The organism is Porphyromonas sp. oral taxon 279 str. F0450, from assembly GCF_000292995.1.
GTDB lineage: Bacteria > Bacteroidota > Bacteroidia > Bacteroidales > Porphyromonadaceae > Porphyromonas > Porphyromonas pasteri.
Genome location: NZ_ALKJ01000040.1, coordinates 1 through 25,439 on the forward strand (window position 1 = coordinate 1; position 25,439 = coordinate 25,439).

A 25,439-nucleotide genomic window follows, 5' to 3' on the forward strand; every position below is an offset into this window, starting at 1 on the left:
GCGCACCCGATGGAAGAACCGGTTAATATTCCGGTACTAATTATGTGAGCGATGTGGAGACGGAGATGTGACGGTCCTGCCAACTGACGGAATAGTTGGTTGAAGGGTGTAGGAGTTGATCTGAGTAGGCAAATCCGCTCGGAGATCCGAACCTGACAGTACTCTGAGTGCTTGCACAAAGAGATATGGACAACTGTAACGGTGCTCCCAAGAAAATCCGCTAAGCATATTGCATGATTACCCGTACCACAAACCGACACAGGTGGTTGGGTTGAGTATACTAAGGCGCTCGAGTGATTCGCGGTTAAGGAACTAGGCAAAATAGTCCTGTAACTTCGGAATAAAGGACGCTCACAGTGAAGGCTGTGAGCCGCAGAGAATAGGCCCAGGCGACTGTTTAACAAAAACACATGGCTATGCTAAATCGAAAGATACTGTATATAGCCTGACACCTGCCCGGTGCTGGAAGGTTAAGAGGAGATGTCATCGCAAGAGAAGCATTGAATTGAAGCCCCAGTAAACGGCGGCCGTAACTATAACGGTCCTAAGGTAGCGAAATTCCTTGTCGGGTAAGTTCCGACCTGCACGAATGGTGTAACGATCTGGGTACTGTCTCAACCGCGAGCTCGGTGAAATTGTAGTATCGGTGAAGATGCCGATTACCCGCAACGGGACGAAAAGACCCCGTGAACCTTTACTATAGCTTTGCATTGGATTTGGGTAACAAATGTGTAGGATAGGCCGGAGACTGTGAAGCGGGTACGCCAGTATTCGTGGAGTCGCCGTTGAAATACGGCCCTTTTGTTATTTGGGTTCTAACTCGCAGGAGCGAGGACATTGCATGGTGGGTAGTTTGACTGGGGTGGTCGCCTCCAAAAGTGTAACGGAGGCTTCTAAAGGTACCCTCAGACCGATTGGTAACCGGTCGTAGAGTGTAATGGCACAAGGGTGCTTGACTGGGAGACTAACAAGTCGCACAGGTAGGAAACTAGAGCATAGTGATCCGGTGGTTCCGTATGGAAGGGCCATCGCTCAAAGGATAAAAGGTACTCCGGGGATAACAGGCTGATCGCTCCCAAGAGCTCATATCGACGGAGCGGTTTGGCACCTCGATGTCGGCTCGTCACATCCTGGGGCTGGAGAAGGTCCCAAGGGTTGGGCTGTTCGCCCATTAAAGTGGCACGCGAGCTGGGTTCAGAACGTCGTGAGACAGTTCGGTCTCTATCTGTTGTGGGCGTTTGAGATTTGAGGGGGCCTGACACTAGTACGAGAGGACCGTGTTGGACGAACCGCTGGTTTATCGGTTATGCCGCCAGGCGTATTGCCGAGTAGCTACGTTCGGTTGAGATAAGTGCTGAAAGCATCTAAGTACGAAGCTTGCCTCAAGATTAGATCTCATTATAAGGGTGGTTATAGACGATGACCTTGATAGGCTACAGGTGTAAAGGCGGTGACGTCATAGCCGAGTAGTACTAATTGCCCGAAAGTTTTTGCCTGAGGTTGTATACCGACTTAGCGATACGGTGGTGAGTATTGTGCGTTTTTATCAAGTCAATGATTGTCTAAATACAGAGATATTTAGGTGGTTATAACGTTGGGGTTCCACCTCTTCCCATTCCGAACAGAGAAGTTAAGCCCAATCGTGCCGATGGTACTGCGTTTTGTGGGAGAGTAGGTAGCCGCCATTTTAAGAGATAGGGTGATGGAGTGAAAGCTTCGTCACCCTATCGTCGTTTAAGAGGGTGGGTGTGATTACGCAAGTGATCACACCCACTTCGTTTTATACAAGGTAATGATGATGTAGTGAGCTTGCTGCTTGCTACCATTCCATTTACTGCCATTCCGCTTGCTCTGCTGTAGCAAGGCGCGATGCAGCGAGGGATGAGGCACCAAGCTATGCAGTCGCATACTACAGGAAGATCTATGCGGTAGGGTGATGGAGCCGATGCGGCTTCGTCACCCTATTGTCGTTTATACGTCTGTCGGATAAAGGCATCTGCCCTCGATGCTTCGCCTTAGCTACTTGCCTTTATCTGTGTCCCCTTTCCCTTTCCCTTTCCCTTTCCCTTTCCCTTTCCCTTTGCTGAGGGCAACCACTATAATTCTCAGAAGCGAACCAGTAGTGGTCAGCGTTCGGACCAGTAGTGGTTACTCTTTCTTACCACTACTGCTTTGTGTCGTGACCAGTAGTGCTTGCTTCACCGACCAGTACTGCTTCGTTTGGAGTGGTGGTATGGGCTCTGGTCTTGCGCTCTCATCTACGCTATCAAGTGAGGCTGTCGTCGGGAGGGAAGAGCTATCCTCTCGTAGGATACGATAGTCCGACCATTATATATAATGCAGCACGCGCCCGATGGAAGTCCCATAGGGCGCGTGCTGCGTGTACTTTTATTGAAGGAGGAGGGGAGAGAAGCCGAGGGGTGGCTTGCTCGCTACTCGCCTCGGGAGAGGGAGAGTAGGCGACGGATGGTATTGAGGTTGCGCGTGGTGCAGGTCACACGGAGGTAGCGCTCCAGGGCATTGTTGGTGAGACGGGTATTCTTATAGCCCTTGGGGGAGTATATGTAGGCACAGCGCTCGGTGAGGTGAAGGGCCGCTTCTTCGCCCCAAGTCTTCTCGGAGAGCTCTTGTAGGCGGTCGGCTGTGGGACACGCCATGGTCATCGTGAAGAAGACTCGGCTGGGATCAAGTTCGGGGGAGAAGGGCAGGGCATCGATCCATGCTTGTATCTCTTCAGGGAAGAAGACAAGGGCGGCGAGGTCAGCCCCATACTTCTCGAAGATGAGGTCGTGAATGCGCTGACTTAGTGCTTGCTTCGACAGATCACTCCGAAGGAGGATATTTCCACTCTGGATGTAGGTGCGTACACGTTCGAAGCCAGCCTCTTCGAGGTGCTGGCGTAGGACAGCCATTTTGGGGATGCTATTCTTTCCGCTGGGCATGACGCCACGGAGAAGTATGATTTGCTCTTGCTTCATTGAAAGGGTAAAGGACGTTGGAATGAACCTTGCCGAGCGCAAAGATAGTGCTTTTGAGCGGCGTGGAGTGTGCCTGTAGAGGCCAGAGTGTAGCGTCCGCCGTAGCCTTCCGCTGGTGGATATCTTGCGGAAAGTAAAGATAAAAGGGCTACCTTTGCAGCGGAAATGCTCGGGAGGTGCTAAGCCTACGGCTCGCCTTCACCCGAGCAGACCAAGACCGATAACTATTTTACATCACCCTTAAATTAGATTTTGACGATTCATTTATGAAGACTCTTACCGTCTCGCTCCTGAGCGCGCTGTGCCTTGCCGCACCTGCGTGGGCAGGACAGGGCACGTCTGCCGACTCCGTTCGTCATCTTGAAGGTGTCGAAGTGACAGCACGCCTACGACAGGAGCAAGGGATCAACCCGCTGGGTGTCCCTGCCAAGAAGCTCCCTCTTACGATTAGTTCGCTCGCGGACTCCACCCTCTCCCTCCGCGCTATCACGCAGGTCAAGGACGCTCTGCGCTTCGTGCCTGCCGTGCAGATGAAGTCCAGCTACGGCGCTTTCCGTGAGATCTCTGTCCGTGGCTTCTACAACACGGTCTACATGGTTGACGGAGTTCGTGACGAACGCTCTACGCTGAACTCCTATCCCTTAGGTGACCTCTACAATGTCGATCAGATCGAGGTGCTCAAGGGCCCTGCTTCGGTGCTCTATGGCTATGCTGCTACGGGTGGCGTCGTGAACGTCACGCGTCGCGTCCCTACGGAGAAGTTTATGCTTGGTGCCCATGTCCGTGGTGGCTCTCTGGGCTACTTCGACCTGGGTGCGCATGTCGGGGGGAAGATCTCTGATGGTCTGCACTTCTACGCTGGTGGCTTCCTCTCTGGTGGCAAGCAGTGGCGCTCTACGAATGATAAGAACCGCTCGCTCTTCGCCGCGCTCAGCTATACGAAGGGCATCCACAGCCTCATCCTGCGCCTCGAAGGTCGTAATGACTTCTACGGCACTGATACGGGTCTCCCCCCCGTCATGGAGGCCGATATGTATCGCGTGAGCGATGATAAGCTCTACCTCAAGAAGGGTGAATTGCTTCCAGGTCTCAAGCGCAGCTGGCGCTACAACGATGCTTCGGACTTCATGTACAACCGCGCCTACAATGGTAGCCTCAAGTACACGCTCTCGCTCCCCTCAGGCTGGAAGCTCTCCGACTACGTGTCCTATGCCTACGATGATATCGACTACTTCAGCACGGAAGAGCTGAGCTATCCTACGAGCGCTACGGCTGGTACGAAGTACGGCTACTATACGAAGGATGATGCAGGGAATAAGACGTACTACGATCTGGATCACGTCCAGTTCACCTTCCCTCTGCGCTTCGAGCACATCGCTAAGACGCTGCAGAATACCGTCGATCTGACGGGTAGCTTCTCTCTCGGCTCGGTGAAGAACAACCTGCGCTTTGCCTATAGTACGACCTACATGCAGCGTACCTCTTATACGGGGTATAATGGGACGGACGTCCAGGGTGGAGGCCGTACCTTCGATAGCGATGGGGAAACGCTCACCTTCTCGGAGAATACGACCTACAACCCCAGCTTCAATGGGCACATCAAGACGACACTCTCTAAGGCTTCGCCTCAGCACACGTGGGTCCATGGCTTTGCGCTCTCTAATGTCTTTGAGTTCTCGGAGAAGATCAAGGCCATGGCTGCGATCCGCTATGATCACTACAGCTATCGCGATGCCTCGGGGCTTGAGATCAAGGATGGTAAGCATAGCTATGATGATATCGCTCGTGATAAGTATGACAAGAGTTCGGACGACGCTATCAGCTATCGCCTTGGTCTGGTCTATCAGCCCACGGAGGCGCTCTCCTTCTATACGTCGCTGGGTAGCTTCTATATCCCCGACAAGACGACGACGTTCAATCCAGATCGTGAGCGCTTCTACGATAAGGAGGGTAAGCTGATCACGGGTCGTCGTGGTGGCGCTTACTTCGATCCTCAGTCAGGCTATCAGTTCGAGGTCGGCACTCGCTACACGCTCTCTGATGTGCTCCAGCTCAATCTCTCCGCTTATCATATCCGTCGCAATAACGAGCTTGAGCGTACCTCGGTGACAGAGCAGGAGAACGGCAAGCCCAAGCGCTATAGCATCGTGGCTCAGGTGGGTGCTACGGAGGGTAATGGCTTCGAAACGGATCTGACCTATCGCCCCGTGGCTGGTCTTGAGCTGGTCGCTGGCTATAGCTATACGGATATCCACGTAGCCGATGCCAAGGAAACAGCGGTGACTAAGCTATTGAACCTGCATAATGGTACGCCGATGAGCTGGGTACCCCGTAAGCAGTTCTTCACCTATGGGAACTATGACTTCCAGCGTGGTACGCTCCGCAACCTCTCGCTGAACTATAGCCTGAGCTACAGCGATGCGATGTACTACAACGTAGCGCAGTCGCTGACCTTCCCTGCTTATACGCAGCTTGACCTCGGCGCTTCCTATCGCCTGCCCGCAGGCTTCGGCATCGCTGTACAGGTGCGCAATGTCCTCAATGCAAAGAACTACACCTCGGTGCTGAACGGTACGCAGCTCTTCCCCAACGAGCCTACCAATGCGCTGGTGACGCTGAGCTACAAGCTGTAAGCATAGTCGCTAAGAAAATACCCTACGGGGATAGCCCCCGCTCACAGACGAAGTGACGTCTGTGGGCGGGGGCTTCTCTTTGTCTTTGGGGTAGGAAAGAAGGGCTTGTATGCAAGGCGGTACGGACTGCTCTGTGGGAGCGTGGTGCGAAGCAGTAGTGGTTTGAGACTGTTGCGGCAGAGTCCTGCCCTCTATGTAGAGTACTAAGGCATCGCATGTCCAGCTCCCCGAGATGCCTCTCCGAAGATATACACAAGCCCTTCGCCTTGTCGCGCGTATTCCTCTTATCCAGCGGAGGGAAAAGTGTCCTTCTCGTGAAGAAAAAAGCGCCTTCCCGTAGTGGTATTCTGTATCTATGCACGTAGTCTTAAAGACCAGGCACGCAAATCTAAATATCCACGTACGTAGATATTAGATCCACGTACGTAGTCCAAACTTATCTTCCGCTCGTCCACAACTTTTATCCCTACGTGGAGCAACAACCTAATATAGGTCACATCACAAAGCTATATAGCTTTCTTCGCCATCCTATATAGCTCTACCCTCGCACCATATACCTATTATGAGACCATTCTGTAAGCTGTGAAGAGGTGGCCTTGCGCAATGGTCTCTACGTGTTATAAACCAGCGCCCCCACGTAGCGTGTATCTATGGTACACACTACGTGGGGGCGCTCTCTTTTACGTTACTTCTATAGAGAGGTGGGAGGTGCGGGGAGGTCGGATCGCACGCATAGAATCTGCGTCGATGGAAAGCAGTATCTTTGTATCACTTTTTGAACTACCTTGGGATGGGGTGTAGCCGTACTCGGCTCGTCGCTCCTCCCGACGACGATATAATATAGACGCTGTATGAGCCATAAGTTCCCTGAATACGATAACCTCCAGCTCTCGGGGGTCAATAAGAAGGTACTGGATCAGTGGCAGGAGGAAGACCTCTTTGCCCGCACGCTTGCCCTGCGCGAAGGCGCGCCCTCGTTCGTCTTCTACGAAGGGCCTCCCTCGGCTAACGGGATGCCTGGCATTCACCACGTCATGGCGCGCTCGATCAAGGATATCTTCTGCCGCTACAAGACGATGAAGGGATTCCGCGTCGACCGTAAGGCCGGCTGGGATACCCACGGTCTGCCCGTAGAGCTCGGGGTCGAGAAGGCCCTCGGCATCACGAAGGAAGATATCGGCAAGAAGATCAGCGTCGACGAATACAATGCTGCTTGTCGCCGTGAGGTGATGAAGTACACGCAGGAGTGGGAGCAGCTCACCCGCCTCATGGGCTACTGGGTGGATATGGATCACCCCTACATCACCTACGACAACCGCTATATCGAGACCCTCTGGTACCTCCTCAGCGAGATCTATAAGAAGGGCCTCCTCTATAAGGGCTACACGATCCAGCCCTATTCGCCTGCTGCAGGTACGGGGCTGAGTACGCACGAGCTGAATCAGCCTGGGTGCTATCGTGATGTGAAGGACACGACGTGCGTCGCACAGTTCCGCATCATCGACCCGCGTGCTGAGCTGACGGGCCATGGTGAAGCCGTCTTCCTCGCTTGGACGACGACCCCCTGGACGCTGCCCTCGAATACGGCTCTCTGCGTCGGTCCCGAGATCGACTACGTGGCCGTCCGCTCCTTCAATCCCTATTCAGGTGCGCCTATCACGGCTGTGGTAGCTCGTGCACTCCTGCACACGCTCTTCAGCAAGGAGCACGAAGGCGAGGAGGCACTCGCAGCCTATCAGCCTGGCGACAAGAAGCTCCCCTACGTCATCGTCGGCGAGTGGAAGGGTAAGGACCTCGTAGGCACGCGCTATGAGCAGCTCCTCCCCTGGATGCGTCCCGACGGGGATGCCTTCCGCGTCATCGCTGGCGACTTCGTCACCACGAGCGATGGTACGGGGATCGTGCATATCGCACCTACCTTCGGTGCGGACGACAACAAGGTGGCTAAGGCCAGCGACATCGCAGGGCTGACCGTCCTCGATCGTGATGGCAATGTGCGCCCCATGGTCGATATGCAGGGTCGTCTCTTCCGTCTGGAGGATATGGATCCCGCCTTCGTCAAGGACTTTGTCAACGTAGATATATATAAGGAGTTCGCAGGACGCTACGTCAAGAACGCCTACGACGACACGCTCACCGATCAGGATGAGACCTTAGATGTGACTATTGCCCTTCTGCTGAAGGGCGAGGGTCGTGCCTTCAAGATCGAGAAGCACGTGCACTCCTATCCCCACTGCTGGCGTACGGACAAGCCCGTGCTCTACTACCCGCTGGATAGCTGGTTCATCCGCACCACGGCTTGCCGTGAGGAGATGATGCGCCTCAATGATACCATCAACTGGAAGCCCGAGAGCACCGGTACGGGTCGCTTCGGTAAGTGGCTGGAGAACCTCCAGGACTGGAACCTCTCGCGTAGCCGCTACTGGGGTACGCCCCTGCCCATCTGGCGCACCGAGGATGGTCGTGAAGAGATCTGTATCTCATCCGTCGAAGAGCTCTACCACGCCATCGAGCGCTCGGTAGAAGCTGGCTTCATGACGGCTAACCCCTGGAAGGACTTTACCCCAGGGGTATATACGCAGGAGAACTACGATAAGATCGACCTGCACCGCCCCTATGTCGATGATATCATCTTAGTCTCGCCCTCGGGCAAGCCCATGCGCCGTGAGACGGATCTCATCGACGTATGGTTTGACTCGGGTGCTATGCCCTTCGCACAGCTCCACTATCCCTTTGAGAATAAGGAACTGCTCGACAGCGGTCGTGCCTTCCCCGCGGACTTCATCGCCGAAGGGGTCGACCAGACGCGTGGGTGGTTCTTCACGCTCCACGCTATCGCTACGATGGTGCGTGGGACGAATAGCTACAAGGCTGTCATCTCCAACGGGCTCGTGCTCGATAAGAATGGCAACAAGATGAGTAAGCGTCTGGGCAATGCTGTCGATCCCTTCGAGACGATCGAGAAGTATGGCTCTGACCCCCTGCGCTGGTACATGATCAGCAACTCGTCGCCTTGGGACAACCTGAAGTTCGACGTCGAGGGTATCGATGAGGTACGCCGTAAGTTCTTCGCGACGCTGTACAATACGTATCAGTTCTTCGCGCTGTATGCTAACCTCGATGGCTTCGATCCTACGGCTCGTGAGGAGCTCCCTTACGCTGAGCGCCCCGAGATCGACCGCTGGATCCTCTCTACACTCAATAGCCTCATCCTCGAGGTCGATAGTGATCTGGAGGACTACGAGCCTACGCGTGCCGCTCGTGCTATCGGTGACTTCGTCTCCGAGCAGCTGAGCAACTGGTACGTGCGCCTCTCTCGCCGCCGCTTCTGGGCTGGTGAGATGACCACGGACAAGCTCTCCGCCTACCAGACGCTCTACCGCTGTCTGGTCACGGTGGCTCGCCTCATGGCGCCCATCGCACCCTTCTACGCTGATCAGCTCTACCGCGACCTCACCAGCAAGGGTACCAGTGCCACGGAGCACTCGGTGCATCTGGCTGACTTCCCCACCGCTTGCCGTGAGGAGATCAATGAGAGCCTCGAGCGCAGCATGCACCTGGCGCAGAGCATCTGCTCGATGGTGCTGGCCCTGCGTCGTAAGGTCAATATCAAGGTGCGTCAGCCCCTGCAGCGTCTGATGATCCCCATCGTCAACGAGGCCGACCATCAGGCGATCCTGCCCGTCGTGCCCCTCATCCTCAGTGAGGTGAACCTCAAGGAGCTGCAGTTCGTCACCGATGGCGAAGGAGTGCTCGTCAAGCGTATCAAGCCCGACTTCAAGAAGCTCGGCCCACGCTATGGCAAGATCATGAAGGCTATCGCTGCTGTGGTGGCAGAGTTCACGCAGGACGAGATCGCTACGATCGAGCGCACGGGTCAGATCGACTTCACTGTCGAAGGGGCTCCTGTGACGATCCTCCGCGACGACGTCGACATCTATTCAGAGGATATCCCTGGCTGGCTCGTGGCTAACGAAGGCACGCTGACCATCGCTCTGGATATCACCGTGACCGATGAGCTGCGCCTCGAGGGCACGGCTCGTGAGCTGATCAACCGCATTCAGAACCTGCGTAAGCAGAGCGGCTTCGAGGTCAGTGACAAGGTACGCATCCTCCTGCCCGAGGACGAAGAGCTCCACCGTGTGCTCAGCGTCTACTCAGCTTATATCGCTAAGGAGGTGCAGGCAGTCTCCATCGAGGAGCAGACAGGCTTCACACCCACGCTCGAGCTTGATCTGGACGAACGTATGATCCCCATCTATATAGAGAAGGCAAACTAACACACGGGCAGGGTGGGTGTACTCTTCCGCCCTGCCTACAATTCAGATAACTATACAATGAGTGACCAGAAGACTTCCTACACAGACGAGGAGCTCCAGGAGTTCCGTGAGCTTATCATGCAGAAGCTCGAGCAAGCTATCCGCGATTACGATCTCCTGCGTGAGAGTGCCGTCGACTATCAGAGCAATGATGTAGCCGACACACAGCCCACCTTCAAGGCAGTCCATGACGGCGCTGCTTCCCTCTCCAAGGGAGAAGCAGGTCGCATGGCTGAGCGTCTGCTGAAGTTCATCCACAATCTCCAAGCAGCCCTGCGCCGCATCGAGAACAAGACCTACGGCATCTGCCGCCAGACCGGTAAGCTCATCCCCAAGGAGCGTCTGCGCGCTGTGCCTCATGCTACGCTCTCTATCGAGGCGAAGCTCCAAGAGAAGAAGTAAGCCCCCACGCGACTGATGACAAAAAGCTCCAAGACGACCCTCTGGACGACGGCGTTTATCGTCCTCCTACTCGTCATTGACCAGGCCTCGAAGATCTGGGTCAAGACCTCAATGGTCGAGGGGGAGATGCACGAGATCACCTCGTGGTTCAAGATCTACTTCGTCGAGAACGAAGGGATGGCCTATGGGATCACGCTCGGTAGTAAGCTCCTTCTGACGCTCTTCCGCATACTGGCGATGGGCGCAGGGGTGTACTATCTGGTGCGTCTGCTACGGCTACGTCGCTTCTCACTCGGCTTCTGCCTGACGCTTGGTCTCGTCATCGCTGGTGGACTTGGGAACGTCATCGACTGCCTCTTCTACGGGGAGATCTTCTCCACGAGCCGCGGGGTAGTGGCACAGCTCATCCCCTGGGGCGAAGGCTACGGCACCTTCCTGCATGGCAAGGTGGTCGATATGCTGTACTTCCCCATCATCCAGACGACTTACCCCTCGTGGAGTCCTATCCATGCAGGTGAGCAGTTCATCTTCTTCAGCCCGATATTCAACTTCGCTGATGCCTGCATCTCTGTAGGTGTGGCACTCCTGCTCCTCTGCTATCGCCGCACGTTCTCCACAGCGCTGGATACCCTCTTCCCTTCAAAGGATAAGGATACGTCTACGGAGACGGATACGGAGGAATAGCTTAGTCGTCTTGCACTATGTCGCACCGCTTCACCCTGCCCCACCTCAGCCTACTGAAGGCTCTCTTGCTGGCGCTTCTCCTTGTCGGGGGGAGTGCCTGCGGTGGCTCTAAGGGGAAGTGGAAGCAGATCGACCTCAAGACGGTCAAGGAACTCCTGCCTGAGATGCTCACGGCAGAGGCTTCCTTCAACCAGCGAGGACTCGAGGACAGCCTACGTATCGTGGGCTTCCAAGCTATCCTCAGCCGCTATGGCTATACGCTGGCCGACTGGGATAGCTCGCTCGTCTGGTACGGACGCCATCAGATCGTCGAGTATCAGAAGCTCTATGAGCACGCTGCTCTGGTGCTGGAGTCCCGCCAAGCGACGCTGCAGGTACGTGTCGATAGCCTTGACCGCATCGAGCGACGTCGCAGCCTGTGGGCGGCGCACGATATTGACTCGGTGAACCTCCTGCGTGATAGTGCCAGCCGCTACCTCGCAGGGAGCTATGTCGAGCGCTCCTTCGCTCTCGAGCCCAGCGTCAGCTATACGGGCGGTACGGAGCTCCGCTTCATCGTCCGTGTAAGCGGGGCATCACCCTCCGCACTTCAGCTCCAGCTCCGTCTGCAGTATGCAGACTCTACGCAGCAAGCCGAGACCCTTCCCTCCCTACATCCTGGCCTCAACCAAGTCGCCATCACCATACCCAGCGGTAAGACGATGCGTGCGGCTTATGGGCTGCTGCGTGGTCGCCTGCCGAAGAGCAAGAGTCCACTTTTCGTCGTCGATAGCTTCAGCCTTGTCCGCTATACGGGTGCTACCCCCGAGCCTACACCCACTCCAGCCGACGAGCCTCAGGCTGAGGAGCCCGCTACGGAGCTCTCTGGCGATGACTCCGCTACGGCGCTCTAACCACTCCCCATGTCCCGATCTCCTCGGCCTCGCTATGCCAGTCACCACCTGCGCCTTGGGCGCTGGGTCGCTCGCTCGGTCCTCATCGAGGAGCACACGCCAGGGAGCTTCATCTTAGCTCCCTTCGTAGGCGAAGGAGAGCGCACGATATTCCTTTCGGGTACCATACATCTCATTTCCCCCACCTGCCCCTTGAGTGAAGGGACCCCTCTTGAGGCCGAGAGCCTCACCCTCCTACAGCAGGAGCTCGACAGCCACACGGGCTGGACGCTCCAGCTCCCATCTGACGATGGGCGGTAGTCACATCAGCATCCACACAACAAGCATATCACCATAGCACTATGTCACACGAATCAGTACGCGTTCGCTTTGCTCCCAGCCCTACGGGAGCGCTGCATATCGGCGGTGTCCGCACAGCTCTCTATAACTATCTCTTCGCGAAGGCTCACGGCGGTGAGCTCCTTCTGCGTATTGAGGATACAGATAGCCAGCGCTTCGTCCCAGGGGCGGAGGCTTATATCATTGAGGCCCTCGAGTGGCTCGGTATCCGCTTCGACGAAGGCGTGAGCTATGGTGGGGACTGCGGCCCCTATCGTCAGAGCGAGCGCCGCGATATCTACCGCAAGTACGTCCAGCAGCTCCTTGATGCAGGCAAGGCTTATATTGCCTTCGACACGCCCGAGGAACTGGAGGAGAAGCGTAAGACGGTAGCGAACTTCCAGTACGACGCTACGACCCGCACCTCGATGCGCAATTCGCTCGTCCTGCCACGTGAGGAGGTCGATGCCCTCATCGCAGGTGGTGCGCAGTATGTCGTCCGCTTCCTCGTCACGCCCGACGTAGAGGTAGAGGTCGACGATATGATCCGTGGTCGCGTGACCTTCAATAGCTCCGTCCTCGATGACAAGGTGCTCTACAAGAGTGCTGACGACCTGCCTACCTATCATCTGGCGAACATCGTCGACGACCATCTGATGCGCATCACCCACGTCATCCGTGGCGAAGAGTGGCTGCCCAGCGCACCGCTACACGTGCTTCTCTACGAAGCCTTCGGCTGGCGTGACACGATGCCCCGCTTCGCTCACTTGGCACTCCTCCTCAAGCCCGAGGGTAACGGTAAGCTCAGCAAGCGTGACGGCGATCGCCTCGGCTTCCCTGTCTTCCCCCTACGCTGGGTCGATCCCAAGACGGGTGAGGTGTCCTCTGGCTACCGCGAGAGCGGTTACCTCCCCGAGGCTGTCGTGAACTTCGTCGCACTCCTCGGCTGGAACCCCGGTAATGATCACGAGGAAGTCATGAGCATGGAAGAGCTGATCCGCTACTTCCGTATCGAGAAGTGCAGCAAGGCTGGCGCTAAGTTCGACTACGAGAAGTGCAAGTGGTTCAACCATCATTATATCCAGACCTCCAGCAATGAGCGTCTGGCTGCCCTCCTGCGCCCCAGCCTCGAGGCTGCAGGTATCACCTTTGATGCAGACTATGTAGCTCGCGCCATCGCCCTGACGAAGGAGCGTGCTCAGACGCTCCCCGAGCTTGAGGAGCAGATCGCTTACTTCTTCACCGCCCCCACGGCTTACGATGAGAAGACGGTGAAGAAGCGCTGGAAGGAAGACAGCGCAGCCCAGCTCACCGAGCTCGCTGCACTCCTCGCTACCCAGCCTGAAGATCTCCCCAGCGAAGCGACCGAAGAGGTCGTCAAGGCTTGGATCGAGGAGAAGGGCTACGGCCTCGGTGCGGTGATGAACTGCTTCCGTCTGGCACTCGTCGGTGCTGCTAAGGGTCCCCACCTCTTTGATATCACCGCACTGCTCGGCCGTGGAGAGACCCTCCAGCGTCTGCAGCGTGCTATCGAAGTCCTGGGCTAAGCGGGTCGTACCCACTGCATGAATCCACTCTATAGCATAGCTGGCATAGCGGCCTCGGCACTGCTCCATCTGGTGGCCCCCTTCCATCGGAAGGCTCGTCTCATCATCGAGGGGCGTCGGGAGACACCTCAGCGCCTCAAGGGGCTGACGGCGGATCGCCCCGTAGTGTGGTTCCACGCCTCATCGCTGGGAGAGTTCGAGCAAGGCCGTCCGCTCATGGAAGCGTGGCGCAAGGCGCACCCCGCGTATCAGATCCTGCTCTCCTTCTTCAGCCCCTCGGGCTATGAGGTGCGTCGGGACTATGCTGGGGCAGATGTCGTGGTCTACTTGCCTTCGGATCGCTCCTCATCGGTACGTCGCTTCCTTGATCTGGCGCACCCTGCGGTAGCTATCTTCATCAAGTACGACTTCTGGCCTACGATGCTCAGCGAGCTGGCTACGCGCTCTATCCCTACCTACCTCGTCTCGGCGATCTTCCGCCCCGACCAGCTCTTCTTCCGTAGCTACGGAGGCTGGTACCTGCGCCTGCTGCACCTCTTCCGCCGTCTCTACGTGCAGGATGAGGCTTCGCGTACGCTTCTTCTGGAGCATGGTGTCGAGTCGGTCAAGGTCACAGGGGATACGCGCTTCGACCGTGTCGAGGAGATCGCCCGTGCAGCGAAGGATATTCCTGCGGTAGCGGAGCTCTCTCGTGGACGTCGACTCTTGGTCGTCGGTAGCTCGTGGCCCGAGGACGAAGCTATCCTCTTGCCTTACTTCAATGAGGAAGCTCCCGAGGACTTTGCCTTGGTCTTGGCACCGCATGAGATCCACGAGGAGCACCTGAGAGCTATCGAGTCGGAGCTCAAGCGCCCGTCCATTCGCCTCTCCGAGTATGACGAAGCAAAGGGGCTACCTGAGGGCACAGCCTGCATTATTATCGACTGCTTCGGCCTGCTCTCCTCCGTCTACCGCTACGGCACGTGGGCTTATGTAGGCGGTGGCTTCGGCAAGAGCGTGCACAATACGCTCGAGGCTGCGGTATATGGTATCCCCGTCTTCTTCGGCCCAGAGATCCACAAGCACCGTGAGGTGCGCGAGCTTGTGCGCCGCTCTTCAGGCTTCATCTTGCACGATCGGGCGGAGCTCTCGCAGCTCCTCCAGCGCTTCTCCTCGGAGGAAGAGTGCAAGGCCCTTGAGGCACGTACCCGTGCTTACTTCAGAGAGGAGTGCGGTGCTACGGCAGCCATCCTCGGCGATATCCTCCCCAGCGAATAAGCCCTATACATATATACAAGTAGCGCCCCCGAAGGTCATCCTTCGGGGGCGCCGCTTTTTGGTGGTGGAAAGAGAAGCTAACTGATGGGGAGATTGGTAGAGGTAGAAGGGTAGCCTTGCGCAATGGTCTCAATAGGTATATGGATGCGTAGGGTAGAGCTATATAGGATGGCGAAGAATGCTATATAGCTTTGTGAAGTGACCTATATATAGGTTGTTGCTCCGCATAAGGATAAAAGTTACGGACAAGTGGTAGATAAGTTTGGACTACGTACGTGGCTCTAATATCTACGTACGTGGATATTTGGATTTGCGTGCCTGGTCTTTAAGACTACGTGCGAAGACACAGAAATTCCACTACGTGAAGGTGCTTTTTTCTTCACGAGAAGGACGCTTTTCCCTCCGCTGGATAAGAGGAATACGCGCGATAAGGCGAAGGGCTTGTGTATTACTTCGGAGAGGCATATCGGGGAGCTGGGCGCGCGATACCTTAGCACTCTAAATAGAAGGACAGGACTCGCGGCAGTAGTCTCATGATGTGCGAGAAGTGTGTACCTTTGTACTACTCTTATAGATGATAATGAAGTAACTATGGCTATGACAACGATAACAGCAGAGGCATTTGCAAAGAATGTGGAGCGCTATCTCAAGGAGGCGCTCCAGCGGGGGCTTCGTATCGTTACCTCTGAGGGGCAGATGCTCCATATAGGGCAAGCCGAAGCGCTGACTGAAAACGGCTTGACTCCTCATGAAGAAGAGATGCTACAGCGAAGCATCGAGGCTGGCGAAGAGGATTTGCGTGCGGGGCGCTATACGTCCGTCCGTACGCCCGAGGAGTTGCAGGCTTTCTTGGATACCCTTTAGCGATGTACGAAGTCCTCTATACAGACAAGGCGACGGAGGGCATCCGACGGCTCAAGCGACACGAGCCTCAGGCGTATAAGAAGCTCTTGACCCTGCTGGTAGAGCTGCAGGAGCATCCTCTGACGGGGACGGGGCAGGTCGAGCCTCTCAAAGGGAACTTAGCTGGCTACTGGAGTCGGCGCATCAGTAGGCGACATCGCCTGATCTACCGTGTAGAGGAAGTCTGTATACAGGTCATAGTGGTCAATACGTATGACCACGATTATAGTGGAGAGTAGCTACTCTCTTGACTCTATAGTAAGGGGTATCCCGTCATCGGGATACCCCTTTGTTTTTGCAACTCGCTCGGAGGGGTGGATGCAACCAGTAGTGGTTACTTTTCCGTCCTCGTATTGCTCTGTGCCACAGCCCTGCGGAAGAGACTCTCTGAGGAGGTGAAGAATGCCCCCGCGGGAGGGGTAAATGCGGCATGAAATGCAAGGATATTGGTGCTTTCCTTTACCTCTGCGTAGAGTGCTTAGGTGGGAGCTTGTGCCACAGAATCGTGGGGAAATGTGGCAATCTGTAGGGGTTGGGGTAGGGTAGAGCGTCTAAATATGGTGCGAGTGCTATCCTTTTGTCACGGCTCTGAAAGGCAATTATTTTAGAAAATATCAGCGCGAGGGAATTTCAGTATTTTCGGCAGGTCGCCTGCCGTGAATTTAATTTAGTCTGAGTCTTGGTGCGTATAAGGGAAATCCATACATTTGACAACGATAGAGCACGCCAACCGAAGGCGTAGCATTGCGAGCCCAATGTACCATGGAGTGGTCTCGCAGTATGAGCTACCCTTGACCTCTACTCTGTCACCGGACACCATCACGATTAAACGATACTGAATGAAGAAATAGCTACACGATACCATGGGAGGAGTGCACCTCTCAGCTGATCCGAGCACCCAGCTCTGTGCCCTGCCTTCGCCCACATCGCCATGCATACACGCTAATCACTTACACAAACAAACTACACACTGCTTATGAACAATCAAAGAGTACTTCGATTGGGCATGGGCTGGATCCGATTAGGACTATTGATGATAGGCCTGGTCATTGGCTTAGGGGGCGACCTCTTAGCCCAGGGTACAGCTCAGACCATCCGAGGCAAGGTCCTCGACGAAAGCGGAGATCCCCTACCTATGGCCTCCGTCTTAGTCGTTGGGACGAAGGTGGGTGTCACGACCAACACCAAGGGTGACTTCACCATCAAGCTCCCTGCTGGCAAGAGCCAGCTCCTCATCCGCTTCGTGAGCTACAAGAGCCAGACCGTCACGGCTAAGGACGGCATGGTCGTCAAGCTCCAGCCCGAAGCCACCACCCTCGATAATATTGTCGTCACGGGTATGGTCGCCACCGACAAGCGCCTCTTCACGGGGGCGAGCGACAAGCTCAAGGCCGACAAGGTGAAGATGGCCGGTATGGCTGACATAAGCCGCGGTCTCGAAGGGAAGTCCGCAGGGGTCTCCGTGCAGAACCTCTCAGGGACCTTCGGTACAGCTCCTAAGATCCGCGTGCGTGGGGCGACCTCGATCATGGGTTCGTCCAAGCCCCTCTGGGTCGTCGACGGGGTCATCCAGGAGGATGTCGTAGACGTCGGCGCTGATGACCTCAGCTCAGGGGACGCTACGACGCTCCTCAGCTCGGCTATCGCAGGCCTCAATGCCGACGATATCGAGAGCTTCCAGATCCTCAAGGACGGCTCGGCAACGTCCATCTACGGGGCAAAGGCTATGGCAGGGGTCATCGTCATCACGACGAAGAAGGGTCGCTCGGGTAGCAGCTCCTTCTCCTATACGGGGGAGTTCACCTCGCGCTTTGTGCCCAGCTACCGCGACTACAATATCATGAACTCGCAGGACCAGATGGAGGTCTACAACGAGATGGAGCGTAAGGGCTGGCTGAACTTCGCCCGCGTCTACAACTACAGCTCCTCAGGTATCTACGGGAAGATGTACCACCTGACGCACGACTACAACCCCACGACGGGGGTCTTCGGGCTGCAGAACACGCCCGAGGCTCGTGCTAACTACCTTCGCGATGCAGAGATGCGCAATACCAACTGGTTCAGCGAACTCTTCTCTCCCTCCCTCATTCAGAATCACTCACTGAGCTTCTCAGGGGGGACGAAGAACCTCCAGACCTATGTATCCGTCTCGGCTATGCTCGACCCAGGATGGATGCGTGCCAGCAACGTACGCCGCTACACGGGGAACCTCAACGCTACCTATACCTTCTCACCCAAGCTCTCGGTATCTGCCCTGATCAACCTCTCCTCACGCATGCAGCGTGCTCCCGGTACGGTCACTCAGGATGCTAACGCCACTACTGGTGAGGTGTCACGTGGCTTCGACATCAACCCCTTCTCCTACGCACTCAATACGAGCCGCACGCTCGACCCCAATGAGTTCTATACCCGTGACTACGCTCCCTTCAATATCAAGCACGAGCTCGACAACAACTACATCGACCTCGGTGTGAAGGATATTAAGCTCCAGCTCGAGCTGAAGTGGAAGCCTATCAAGGGGCTGACTCTCGCCCTGCTCGGTGCCTACAAGGACTCGGGTACGACGATGGAGAGCATCGTCACGGAGTATGCTAACCGCGCACTCGCTTTCCGCGCTATGCAGGACGCTACCGTACGCAATGGCAACCAGTACCTCTGGAAGGATCAGGACAAGCCCAACTCACTGCCTGAGACCATCCTCCCTGCAGGGGGCTTCTACAATACGCAGACGCGCACCATGGAGAGCTATGACTTCCGTGCCTCTGCTACGTACAATACGACGCTCAACAACGACCACATCATCAATACCTACCTCGGCTCCGAAGTCAACTCACAGGACCGCGTCTCACGCTGGATGGACGGCTGGGGTATGCAGTACGACAGTGGCCTGACGCCCTTCTGGGACTACCGCGCCTTCAAGCGCCTCACGGAGAAGAACTGGGATTACTACGGCCTGTCGAAGAGCTTCGGCCGCTCGGTCGCCTTCTTCGCCAACGCCACCTACTCCTACAAGGGCCGCTATACGATCACGGGTACGACCCGCTACGAAGGGACGAATAGACTCGGTCGCACGCGCAAGGCTCGCTGGCTCCCCACCTGGAATATCTCGGGTGCATGGAATGCTCACAGCGAAGACTTCTTCGAGAAGCAGCACCTCCTCTCGCACCTGACGCTCAAGGGCTCATACTCTCTCGTAGGGGTTGCCCCCAGCTGGGTCACCAACTCCCGCGCCATCATCTATAGCCGCGCGGCCTGGAGACCCTCGGCTGGGCAGTCGGAGAACCGTAACTACATCGGTAGCTTCGAGAACGAAGACCTCACCTATGAGAAGAAGCATGAGCTGAACTTCGGTGTCGATATGGGTATGCTGAAGAACCGCCTCAACATCGCTGCAGACATCTACTGGCGTAACAACTTCGACCTCATCGGTGCTGCCTATACCATCGGGGGGACTCGCTGGGGCAACGTCGCTTCGATGAAGAGCCACGGCTTTGAGCTCTCCGTCTCGACGAAGAATATCCAGTCGAAGGACTTTAGCTGGACGACGGACTTCATCTTCGGCTCGACCTTCAATAAGGTCACTGAGCTTGATACGAAGCGCAACATGTTCAACTTCCTCACCGGTAACGGCTTCGCTCGTCAGGGCTATCCCGTACGTTCGCTCTTCTCGATCCCCTTCACAGGGCTCGATGATGAGGGCTTCCCCACCTTCATGGTCAATGGGAAGCAGGTCACGCGTCGCAACTATCGTGATATCAACTTCCAGCAGGTCGATGATCTGGACTTCCTCAAGTACGAGGGTTCGTCAGAGCCTACCTATAATGGTAGCTTCGGGAATATCTTCACGTTCAAGAACTTCAAGCTGAACGTTTTCATCACCTACTCGGGTGGTAACAAGCTCCGCCTGGATCCCTCCTTCTATGCTTCCTATTCCGACCTCTGGGCTACGCCTAAGGAATACCGCAATCGCTGGACGACCCTCGGAGATGAGCGTAAGACGGATATCCCTGTCATCGCCTCGGTGCGCGACCACTACAGCTACTCCAACCTCGGTACGGGCTATGCAGCCTACAACTACTCTACGGCTCGTGTCGCTGATGGTAGCTTCGTCCGCCTCAAGGAGGTCTCACTGACCTATACGCTGCCTACGCCTCTCGTCAAGCGCCTGGGCTTCCTCAAGAGTGCTTCCTTCAAGGTGCAGGCCACGAACCTCGCTCTGCTGTACGCCGACAAGAAGCTCTATGGCCAAGACCCTGAGTTCTTCCGCTCGGGTGGGGTAGCTACCCCGCTGCCTAAGCAGGTCACGGCTACGGTGCACATTGGCTTCTAATCACGCAATAGGATCATGTACACTATGAAACGACTATATAGAATGGCTGGCCTCTGCCTCCTGGCAGGCGCCCTCGGTAGCTGCAATCGCTACCTAGATACCATGCCCGATACCCGTACAGAGCTCAACCGCGCTGACAAGATCGAGCGCCTCCTCGTCTCGGCTTATCCGACGCTCCTACCTATGGGCTTCACGGAGAACCGTACCGACAACGTCGAGGACAACGGCCGCCTCTTCGAGGATAATCATATTGGCAATCACGAAGCCTTCTTCTGGGAGCCCTCCAGTGGGACGGCTTGGGATGATGAGACGAACTTCTGGAGTACCTGCTACAGCATGGTCGGTACTGCCAACCAAGCTCTGAAGTCCATCGAAGAGCTCGGCAACCCCAAGGAGCTGGAGTCTGCCCGCGGTGAAGCGCTCCTCTGCCGTGCCTATACCAACTTCATTTGGGTCAATGTCTTCGGTCAGGCCTACAACGGTCGTACCAGCGACAAGGATCTCGGTATCCCTTACTTCACGAAGCCCGAGACGAAGCTCGAGCGTGCCGTACCCCGCCTCTCTGTCGCGAAGGTCTACGAGCTCATCGCTAAGGACATCGAGGAGGGTATTCCCTTGATCAATGACGACCGCTACAGCAAGCCTATCTTCCACTTCACGACGCGAGCAGCGAAGGCCTTCGCTACACAGTTCTACCTCTACTACGAGAAGTGGGACAAGGCCAAGCAGTATGCTGACGAAGTGCTCGGTACTGGTGCCGTCTCCAATCTGCGTGACATGTCGAAGTACGACAAGCTGACCAACGCCGATGAGATCTGCCATGCCTATATCCGCGATGACGAGCCTGCTAACCTCATGCTCATCGTCACGCGCTCACTCTGGGTCCGTGCGCTGACGTCCTACCGCTACGCTCACAACGGGCACGTAGCTTCGACGCAGACCTATCGTAGCCCAGGCCCATGGGGACGCTACTTCCCCGTCTACGACCGCCTCTTCGGCTCGAACAATGGTGCACTCTACTATCCCAAGTATCGCGAGCTCTTCGAGATCACCGACGTCGTAGCTCGCACGGGGCAGCCCCACGTCGTGGCGTTCCCCTTCACGGTGGACCGCGTCCTCTTGTGGAGAGCTGAGGCCCGCGTGATGCTCTCTGACTTCGACGGTGCTGCTAGCGACCTCTCCGCTTGGTACGTCTCTAAGAAGGGGCAGGCCGCTACGGCTCAGCAGATCTCCGACTACTACAACGTCGTCATCAATCCCACCGATCCCGACGATGTACGCGAGGCGATGATCCGCAAGCAGGAGACGGTCTCCAAGCCCCTGCATCCGAAGTTCGACATCGCTCCAGGTATGCAGACGAATATGATGCACGCCGTGCTCCACGCTCGCCGTATCCTCAGCATGCACGATGGTACGCGCTGGGATGATATCAAGCGCTACGGCATCGAGATCACCCACAAGCTCTACACGGGCGAGACGATGACGCTCAAGACGGACGACCATCGCCGTGCCCTCCAGATCCCTGCCAGCATCCGCTCGGTAGGCGTAGAGCCCAACCCTGGGTATTAGACACGACCCCCCTTATCAGATCAGACACTATGTATCTACATAAGATCAAGCTCTCCCTCTGTGCAGCCCTCCTCGTGGCTACACTCGGTGGGTGTAAGGATAGCGACCAGCCCGACCCCTCTCGTCACGTCTCTAAGGCAGAGGCCAAGGAGATGACGAGCTTCGACCGCTGGCTCAAAGAGAACTATACCGACGCATACAACGTCAGCTATATCTATACCCTGGATGATATCGAGGCCGACCGCTCACGCAACCTCGCGCCGGCCAAGCTCGAGAACAGCATGAAGCTCGCTAAGATCATCCAGCATGCATGGTATGGCGCCTATGACGAAGCTACGGGTCGCCTTGACTTCATGCGCAAGGCCTCGCCCCGTCAGCTCTTCATCGTCGGCTCCGCTTCGTGGAACGGCGATGGCACCATCACTCTCGGTACGGCCGAAGGTGGGCTGAAGGTCACGCTCTATCAGGCGAACTGGCTCAACGTCAACGACCCTCAGTGGCTCAATACGACCTTCTTCCAGGTCATGCACCATGAGTTCAGCCACATCCTGCACCAGAATAAGATCTGGCCTACGACGGAGTACGACGCCATCTCTGAGGGCTATGCTCCCACCTCGTGGTTCAACCGCCGTAGCCTTAGCGACTACGCGCCTCTGGGCTTCATCACGGCTTACGCCAGCAGTCAGCCCCGCGAGGATATCGCTGAGATGACGGCTTGCTACATCACTTACCCCAAGAGTCAGTGGGATGCGGTGATGAATGCCGCTGGTGACGAAGGTCGTGCGAAGCTCAATAAGAAGATGGACATCATCAAGAAGTACATGAAGGGTACGTGGGGTATCGACATGGATCAGCTCCGTGCTATCGCCCAGCGCCGTCTTGAGGAGGTGGTCCGTCTGCCTCTCATTGAGAGCTCTTGGCAGGAGCTCCTCGGCTCTTCACTCCGTGGGATGCCACAGGCTGCCCGCATGCTCGCTGGCTACGAAGCTGCTCGTGACGCTGTCGTCGAGGAGCTGATGCGCCATCCGAAGTTCCTCGAGCTACAGGAGGGTGAGCATGCTGACCACGCTAAGTGCCAGGTCATCACCCAGTACTTCCACTAATGTCAGACCCCCTAATTCATAGACTACGATGAATAAGAATATAGCGATAGGGCGGGCTGTCCTGCAGGGTGCCCGTCTTGGTCTCCTCGCTGCTGCGGGCCTTGTCCTCGGGGTACTTCCCTCATGCCGTCAGGAGCCTGATGCGATCTTCGACAAGTCTTCTTCGGAGCGTGTCGATGCCCTCACGACGGAGCTACAGCAGATCCTCACAGCCTCCTCCACGGGCTGGGTGCTGGAGTATTATCCTCACACCCAGCTCCTCTATGGGGGCTATCCTGTGACGATGACCTTCGGCGCTAAGAACGAAGTGCTCATGGCTTCGGATGCTCCTGTGAAGGGGCACTCTACGACAGAGGTCAAGAGCAACTACCATCTGAAGTCCGACAAGATGGTCTCGCTGAGCTTCGATACGTATAGCTCACCTCTGCACCTCTTCTCTGACCCGGATAAGTCCTACGGGGCTGGCGAAGGGAAGAGCTTCGAGGGCGACTATGAGTTCACCTTCGTTCGCTCGGTCTCGCCCGATACGCTCTACTTGAAGGGCCGTAAGACGGGCGTCATCATGCGTATGTTCCGCCCTAAGGTAGCCGCTAAGGAATACCTGGCGAAGGTCCTCGACCTGAAGTCTCGTGCCTATACCTCGGAGAGTATGTACCAGCAGCACCTCTACGGGCTGACGGGTAAGCTCGGAGGTAAGGCCGTCGTCGCCTACCTCAATAATGAAGGGTACAACATCCTCACGATCGAGGATGCTGAGACGGGCAAGAAGACTGAGGTTCCCTATGTCTATACGCCTGATGGCCTGCAGTTCCACAAGGAGTACAACGGAGTCTCCACGCTGCTGTGGAAGGATGCAGATAAGAGCTACAACACCCCTGCGGGTGAGAAGCTCACGGCACGTACCGACCCCGACTACGCTGGCTTCGCTCACTATCTCGGTGAGTATGACCTGATGTGCACGGGCTGGACGGCGCCTCGCACCGTCACCTTCTCGCAGGCTGCACGCAACCTCTATCGTATCACGGGTATGGCGCCCAACCTCACGATCTACGCTACCTACGACGCTGCTAAGGATCGCTTTGAGATCAAGACGCAGAAGCTCGAGAATACAGGCGGTGCCTTCCTCGCTGTGTGGGCTGCTCCTAATGGTACCAACCTCTCGTGGGGCACAGGCTTCGGTATGTATAGCAAGCTCGATGAGACCTATACTACGGGCAAGCGCTATAAGCTGGTCGATAATGGTGTCTGGGGTACATTCACAGCAGGCTCCTATATCCTTTGGAAGCCCGGTGGTGGCGAATACAAGTCCTTCGGTGACTCTCGCTTCACTTCGCCCGTATTCACTAAGAAATAAGTAAGAGATATGAAGATCATACATCGCTCGCTCGGGGCGCTCCTCTTGGCTTCGCTTACGCTCCTCGTAGGCGTCAGCTCCTGCCGCAAGGACGACCCTGCTACGAAGACCGAGCACACGCTACGTGTCCTCTCCTCAGATCACAACTTCACGGCTGCTGGTGGGACGGGGACGATCACGCTTGCCGAAGGGGGCTTTACTGCGAAGTCGGAGGCCAGCTGGATCACCCTTGGCGCTACCGAGGGTACGAAGGTTTCCTTCACCGTCGCACCCTTCACTGAGCCCACGACTCGTACGGGCCTCATCATCCTCACGCGAGGCGACGAGACTAAGCAGGTAGCCATCTCCCAGCTCGGTGCCTACAGCTACGTCTCCGATCTGGAGTCGGCCTACACCATCGAGCGTAAGGGGGGCACCATCGAGCTCACACTCGTCGGGGACATCCGTCCCAGTGCGGTCAAGATCGAGGGGCTGCCTGAATGGGCGTCCTTCAAGGTCGAGGGTAAGAAGCTCCTCCTCACAGTCGAGAGCACAAACGTCTTCCAGCGCGAGGCTAACCTCACGCTGAAGCTGAGTGAGCTCTACAGTAAAAGCTTCCGCCTGATACAGTCTTATGGTCCGCTCGGCTACGATGCGGTGCTCGGCGACTATACGCTGACCTATATCTCCACCTATAAGGGTGAGACGAAGACAGCGGATGTCAAGCTCATTGCAGACCAAGCTAAGAAGGCCTTCATCCTGCAGGGTCTGGCTGCTGATATCCCAGTAGCCTTCGAAGAGAAGACGAATACGCTGACCATCAAGCCTCAGGAGCTCGCGAAGCCTCAGGGCGTGACGGCATCGCTCATTCTCGCTTCGTATGCTGGCTGGTTCCCTGGTGCTGATGGAAAGGCTACGGGCGACCTGACGTGGGGAGCTGACTACACCTACTCCGCTACGTGGGATGCCGTCTCTATCGAGCATCCCGTCTTCCCCTTCGTTCCTTCGGAGGCTGCGAAGAAAAGAGGACATCACGGCCTGCACTTCTTCCTCTTTGAGGGTGGTAACTATAAGAGTGCCTACTCGGGGACTACGGGGATTCACACGATCCTTGAGTTCTCGCTGACGAAGAAATAGCACACACGCACTCTTGCTCATTCCCCTGGCGGG

At 56.3% G+C, this 25,439-nt stretch carries 16 protein-coding genes and 2 rRNA genes; 17 read left to right on the forward strand and 1 reads right to left on the reverse strand.

From position 1 onward, the window contains the following. A 23S ribosomal RNA gene (locus HMPREF1323_RS07930) occupies positions 1-1,497 on the forward strand; the annotation flags it as partial. Between the two features lie 81 nt (positions 1,498-1,578). Then, a 5S ribosomal RNA gene (gene rrf / locus HMPREF1323_RS07935) occupies positions 1,579-1,688 on the forward strand. A 744-nt stretch (positions 1,689-2,432) separates the two neighbouring features. Here the strand turns inward: rrf and HMPREF1323_RS07940 are convergent. Continuing rightward, complete coding sequence (locus HMPREF1323_RS07940; protein ID WP_009433645.1) at positions 2,433-2,978, reverse strand: DUF1697 domain-containing protein; 546 nt, start codon at positions 2,976-2,978, stop codon at positions 2,433-2,435. A 266-nt stretch (positions 2,979-3,244) separates the two neighbouring features. On the opposite strand from HMPREF1323_RS07940, the gene HMPREF1323_RS07945 reads away from it, so the two are divergent. The 15 genes from HMPREF1323_RS07945 (at position 3,245) to HMPREF1323_RS08015 (ending at position 25,406) form a co-directional block, all read left to right on the forward strand. After that, positions 3,245-5,611, forward strand: coding sequence for a TonB-dependent receptor (locus HMPREF1323_RS07945; RefSeq protein WP_009433639.1), 2,367 nt, complete (start codon positions 3,245-3,247; stop codon positions 5,609-5,611). Between the two features lie 851 nt (positions 5,612-6,462). Next, complete coding sequence (gene ileS, locus HMPREF1323_RS07950; protein ID WP_009433642.1) at positions 6,463-9,891, forward strand: isoleucine--tRNA ligase; 3,429 nt, start codon at positions 6,463-6,465, stop codon at positions 9,889-9,891. A gap of 57 nt (positions 9,892-9,948) precedes the next feature. Further along, a complete protein-coding gene (locus HMPREF1323_RS07955) occupies positions 9,949-10,332 on the forward strand; it encodes a TraR/DksA family transcriptional regulator (protein ID WP_044115775.1) in 384 nt (127 codons plus the stop codon). 15 nt (positions 10,333-10,347) lie between these two features. Beyond that, positions 10,348-11,016: a lipoprotein signal peptidase gene (locus HMPREF1323_RS07960; protein ID WP_009433647.1), complete on the forward strand. Its 669-nt coding sequence runs from the start codon at positions 10,348-10,350 to the stop codon at positions 11,014-11,016. 17 nt (positions 11,017-11,033) lie between these two features. Beyond that, positions 11,034-11,909 carry a DUF4296 domain-containing protein gene (locus tag HMPREF1323_RS07965; RefSeq protein ID WP_009433643.1) on the forward strand — a complete coding sequence of 292 codons (876 nt, stop codon included), beginning with the start codon at positions 11,034-11,036 and terminating at the stop codon, positions 11,907-11,909. Between the two features lie 9 nt (positions 11,910-11,918). Continuing rightward, the gene (locus tag HMPREF1323_RS07970) at positions 11,919-12,209 is read left to right on the forward strand and encodes a hypothetical protein (protein WP_009433637.1); all 291 of its coding nucleotides are present in this window, start codon (positions 11,919-11,921) and stop codon (positions 12,207-12,209) included. A gap of 41 nt (positions 12,210-12,250) precedes the next feature. Next, positions 12,251-13,774, forward strand: coding sequence for a glutamate--tRNA ligase (gene gltX / locus HMPREF1323_RS07975; protein WP_009433640.1), 1,524 nt, complete (start codon positions 12,251-12,253; stop codon positions 13,772-13,774). 18 nt (positions 13,775-13,792) lie between these two features. Then, positions 13,793-15,031: a 3-deoxy-D-manno-octulosonic acid transferase gene (locus tag HMPREF1323_RS07980; protein ID WP_009433638.1), complete on the forward strand. Its 1,239-nt coding sequence runs from the start codon at positions 13,793-13,795 to the stop codon at positions 15,029-15,031. 597 nt (positions 15,032-15,628) lie between these two features. After that, positions 15,629-15,895 carry a hypothetical protein gene (locus tag HMPREF1323_RS07985; protein WP_009433635.1) on the forward strand — a complete coding sequence of 89 codons (267 nt, stop codon included), beginning with the start codon at positions 15,629-15,631 and terminating at the stop codon, positions 15,893-15,895. Positions 15,896-15,897: 2 nt separating this feature from the next. Continuing rightward, positions 15,898-16,173, forward strand: a complete 276-nt coding sequence (locus HMPREF1323_RS07990; RefSeq protein ID WP_009433636.1) for a Txe/YoeB family addiction module toxin — start codon at positions 15,898-15,900, stop codon at positions 16,171-16,173. Between the two features lie 737 nt (positions 16,174-16,910). After that, positions 16,911-20,264 carry a SusC/RagA family TonB-linked outer membrane protein gene (locus HMPREF1323_RS07995; RefSeq protein ID WP_232203999.1) on the forward strand — a complete coding sequence of 1,118 codons (3,354 nt, stop codon included), beginning with the start codon at positions 16,911-16,913 and terminating at the stop codon, positions 20,262-20,264. A gap of 24 nt (positions 20,265-20,288) precedes the next feature. Then, a complete protein-coding gene (locus tag HMPREF1323_RS08000) occupies positions 20,289-21,833 on the forward strand; it encodes a RagB/SusD family nutrient uptake outer membrane protein (protein WP_044124250.1) in 1,545 nt (514 codons plus the stop codon). A 29-nt stretch (positions 21,834-21,862) separates the two neighbouring features. After that, positions 21,863-22,936 carry a zinc-binding metallopeptidase gene (locus HMPREF1323_RS08005; protein ID WP_009433646.1) on the forward strand — a complete coding sequence of 358 codons (1,074 nt, stop codon included), beginning with the start codon at positions 21,863-21,865 and terminating at the stop codon, positions 22,934-22,936. 28 nt (positions 22,937-22,964) lie between these two features. Next, complete coding sequence (locus tag HMPREF1323_RS09045) at positions 22,965-24,290, forward strand: DUF4302 domain-containing protein (RefSeq protein ID WP_009433641.1); 1,326 nt, start codon at positions 22,965-22,967, stop codon at positions 24,288-24,290. A 9-nt stretch (positions 24,291-24,299) separates the two neighbouring features. After that, complete coding sequence (locus HMPREF1323_RS08015; protein ID WP_009433633.1) at positions 24,300-25,406, forward strand: BACON domain-containing protein; 1,107 nt, start codon at positions 24,300-24,302, stop codon at positions 25,404-25,406. The last annotated feature ends 33 nt before the right edge of the window (positions 25,407-25,439 follow it).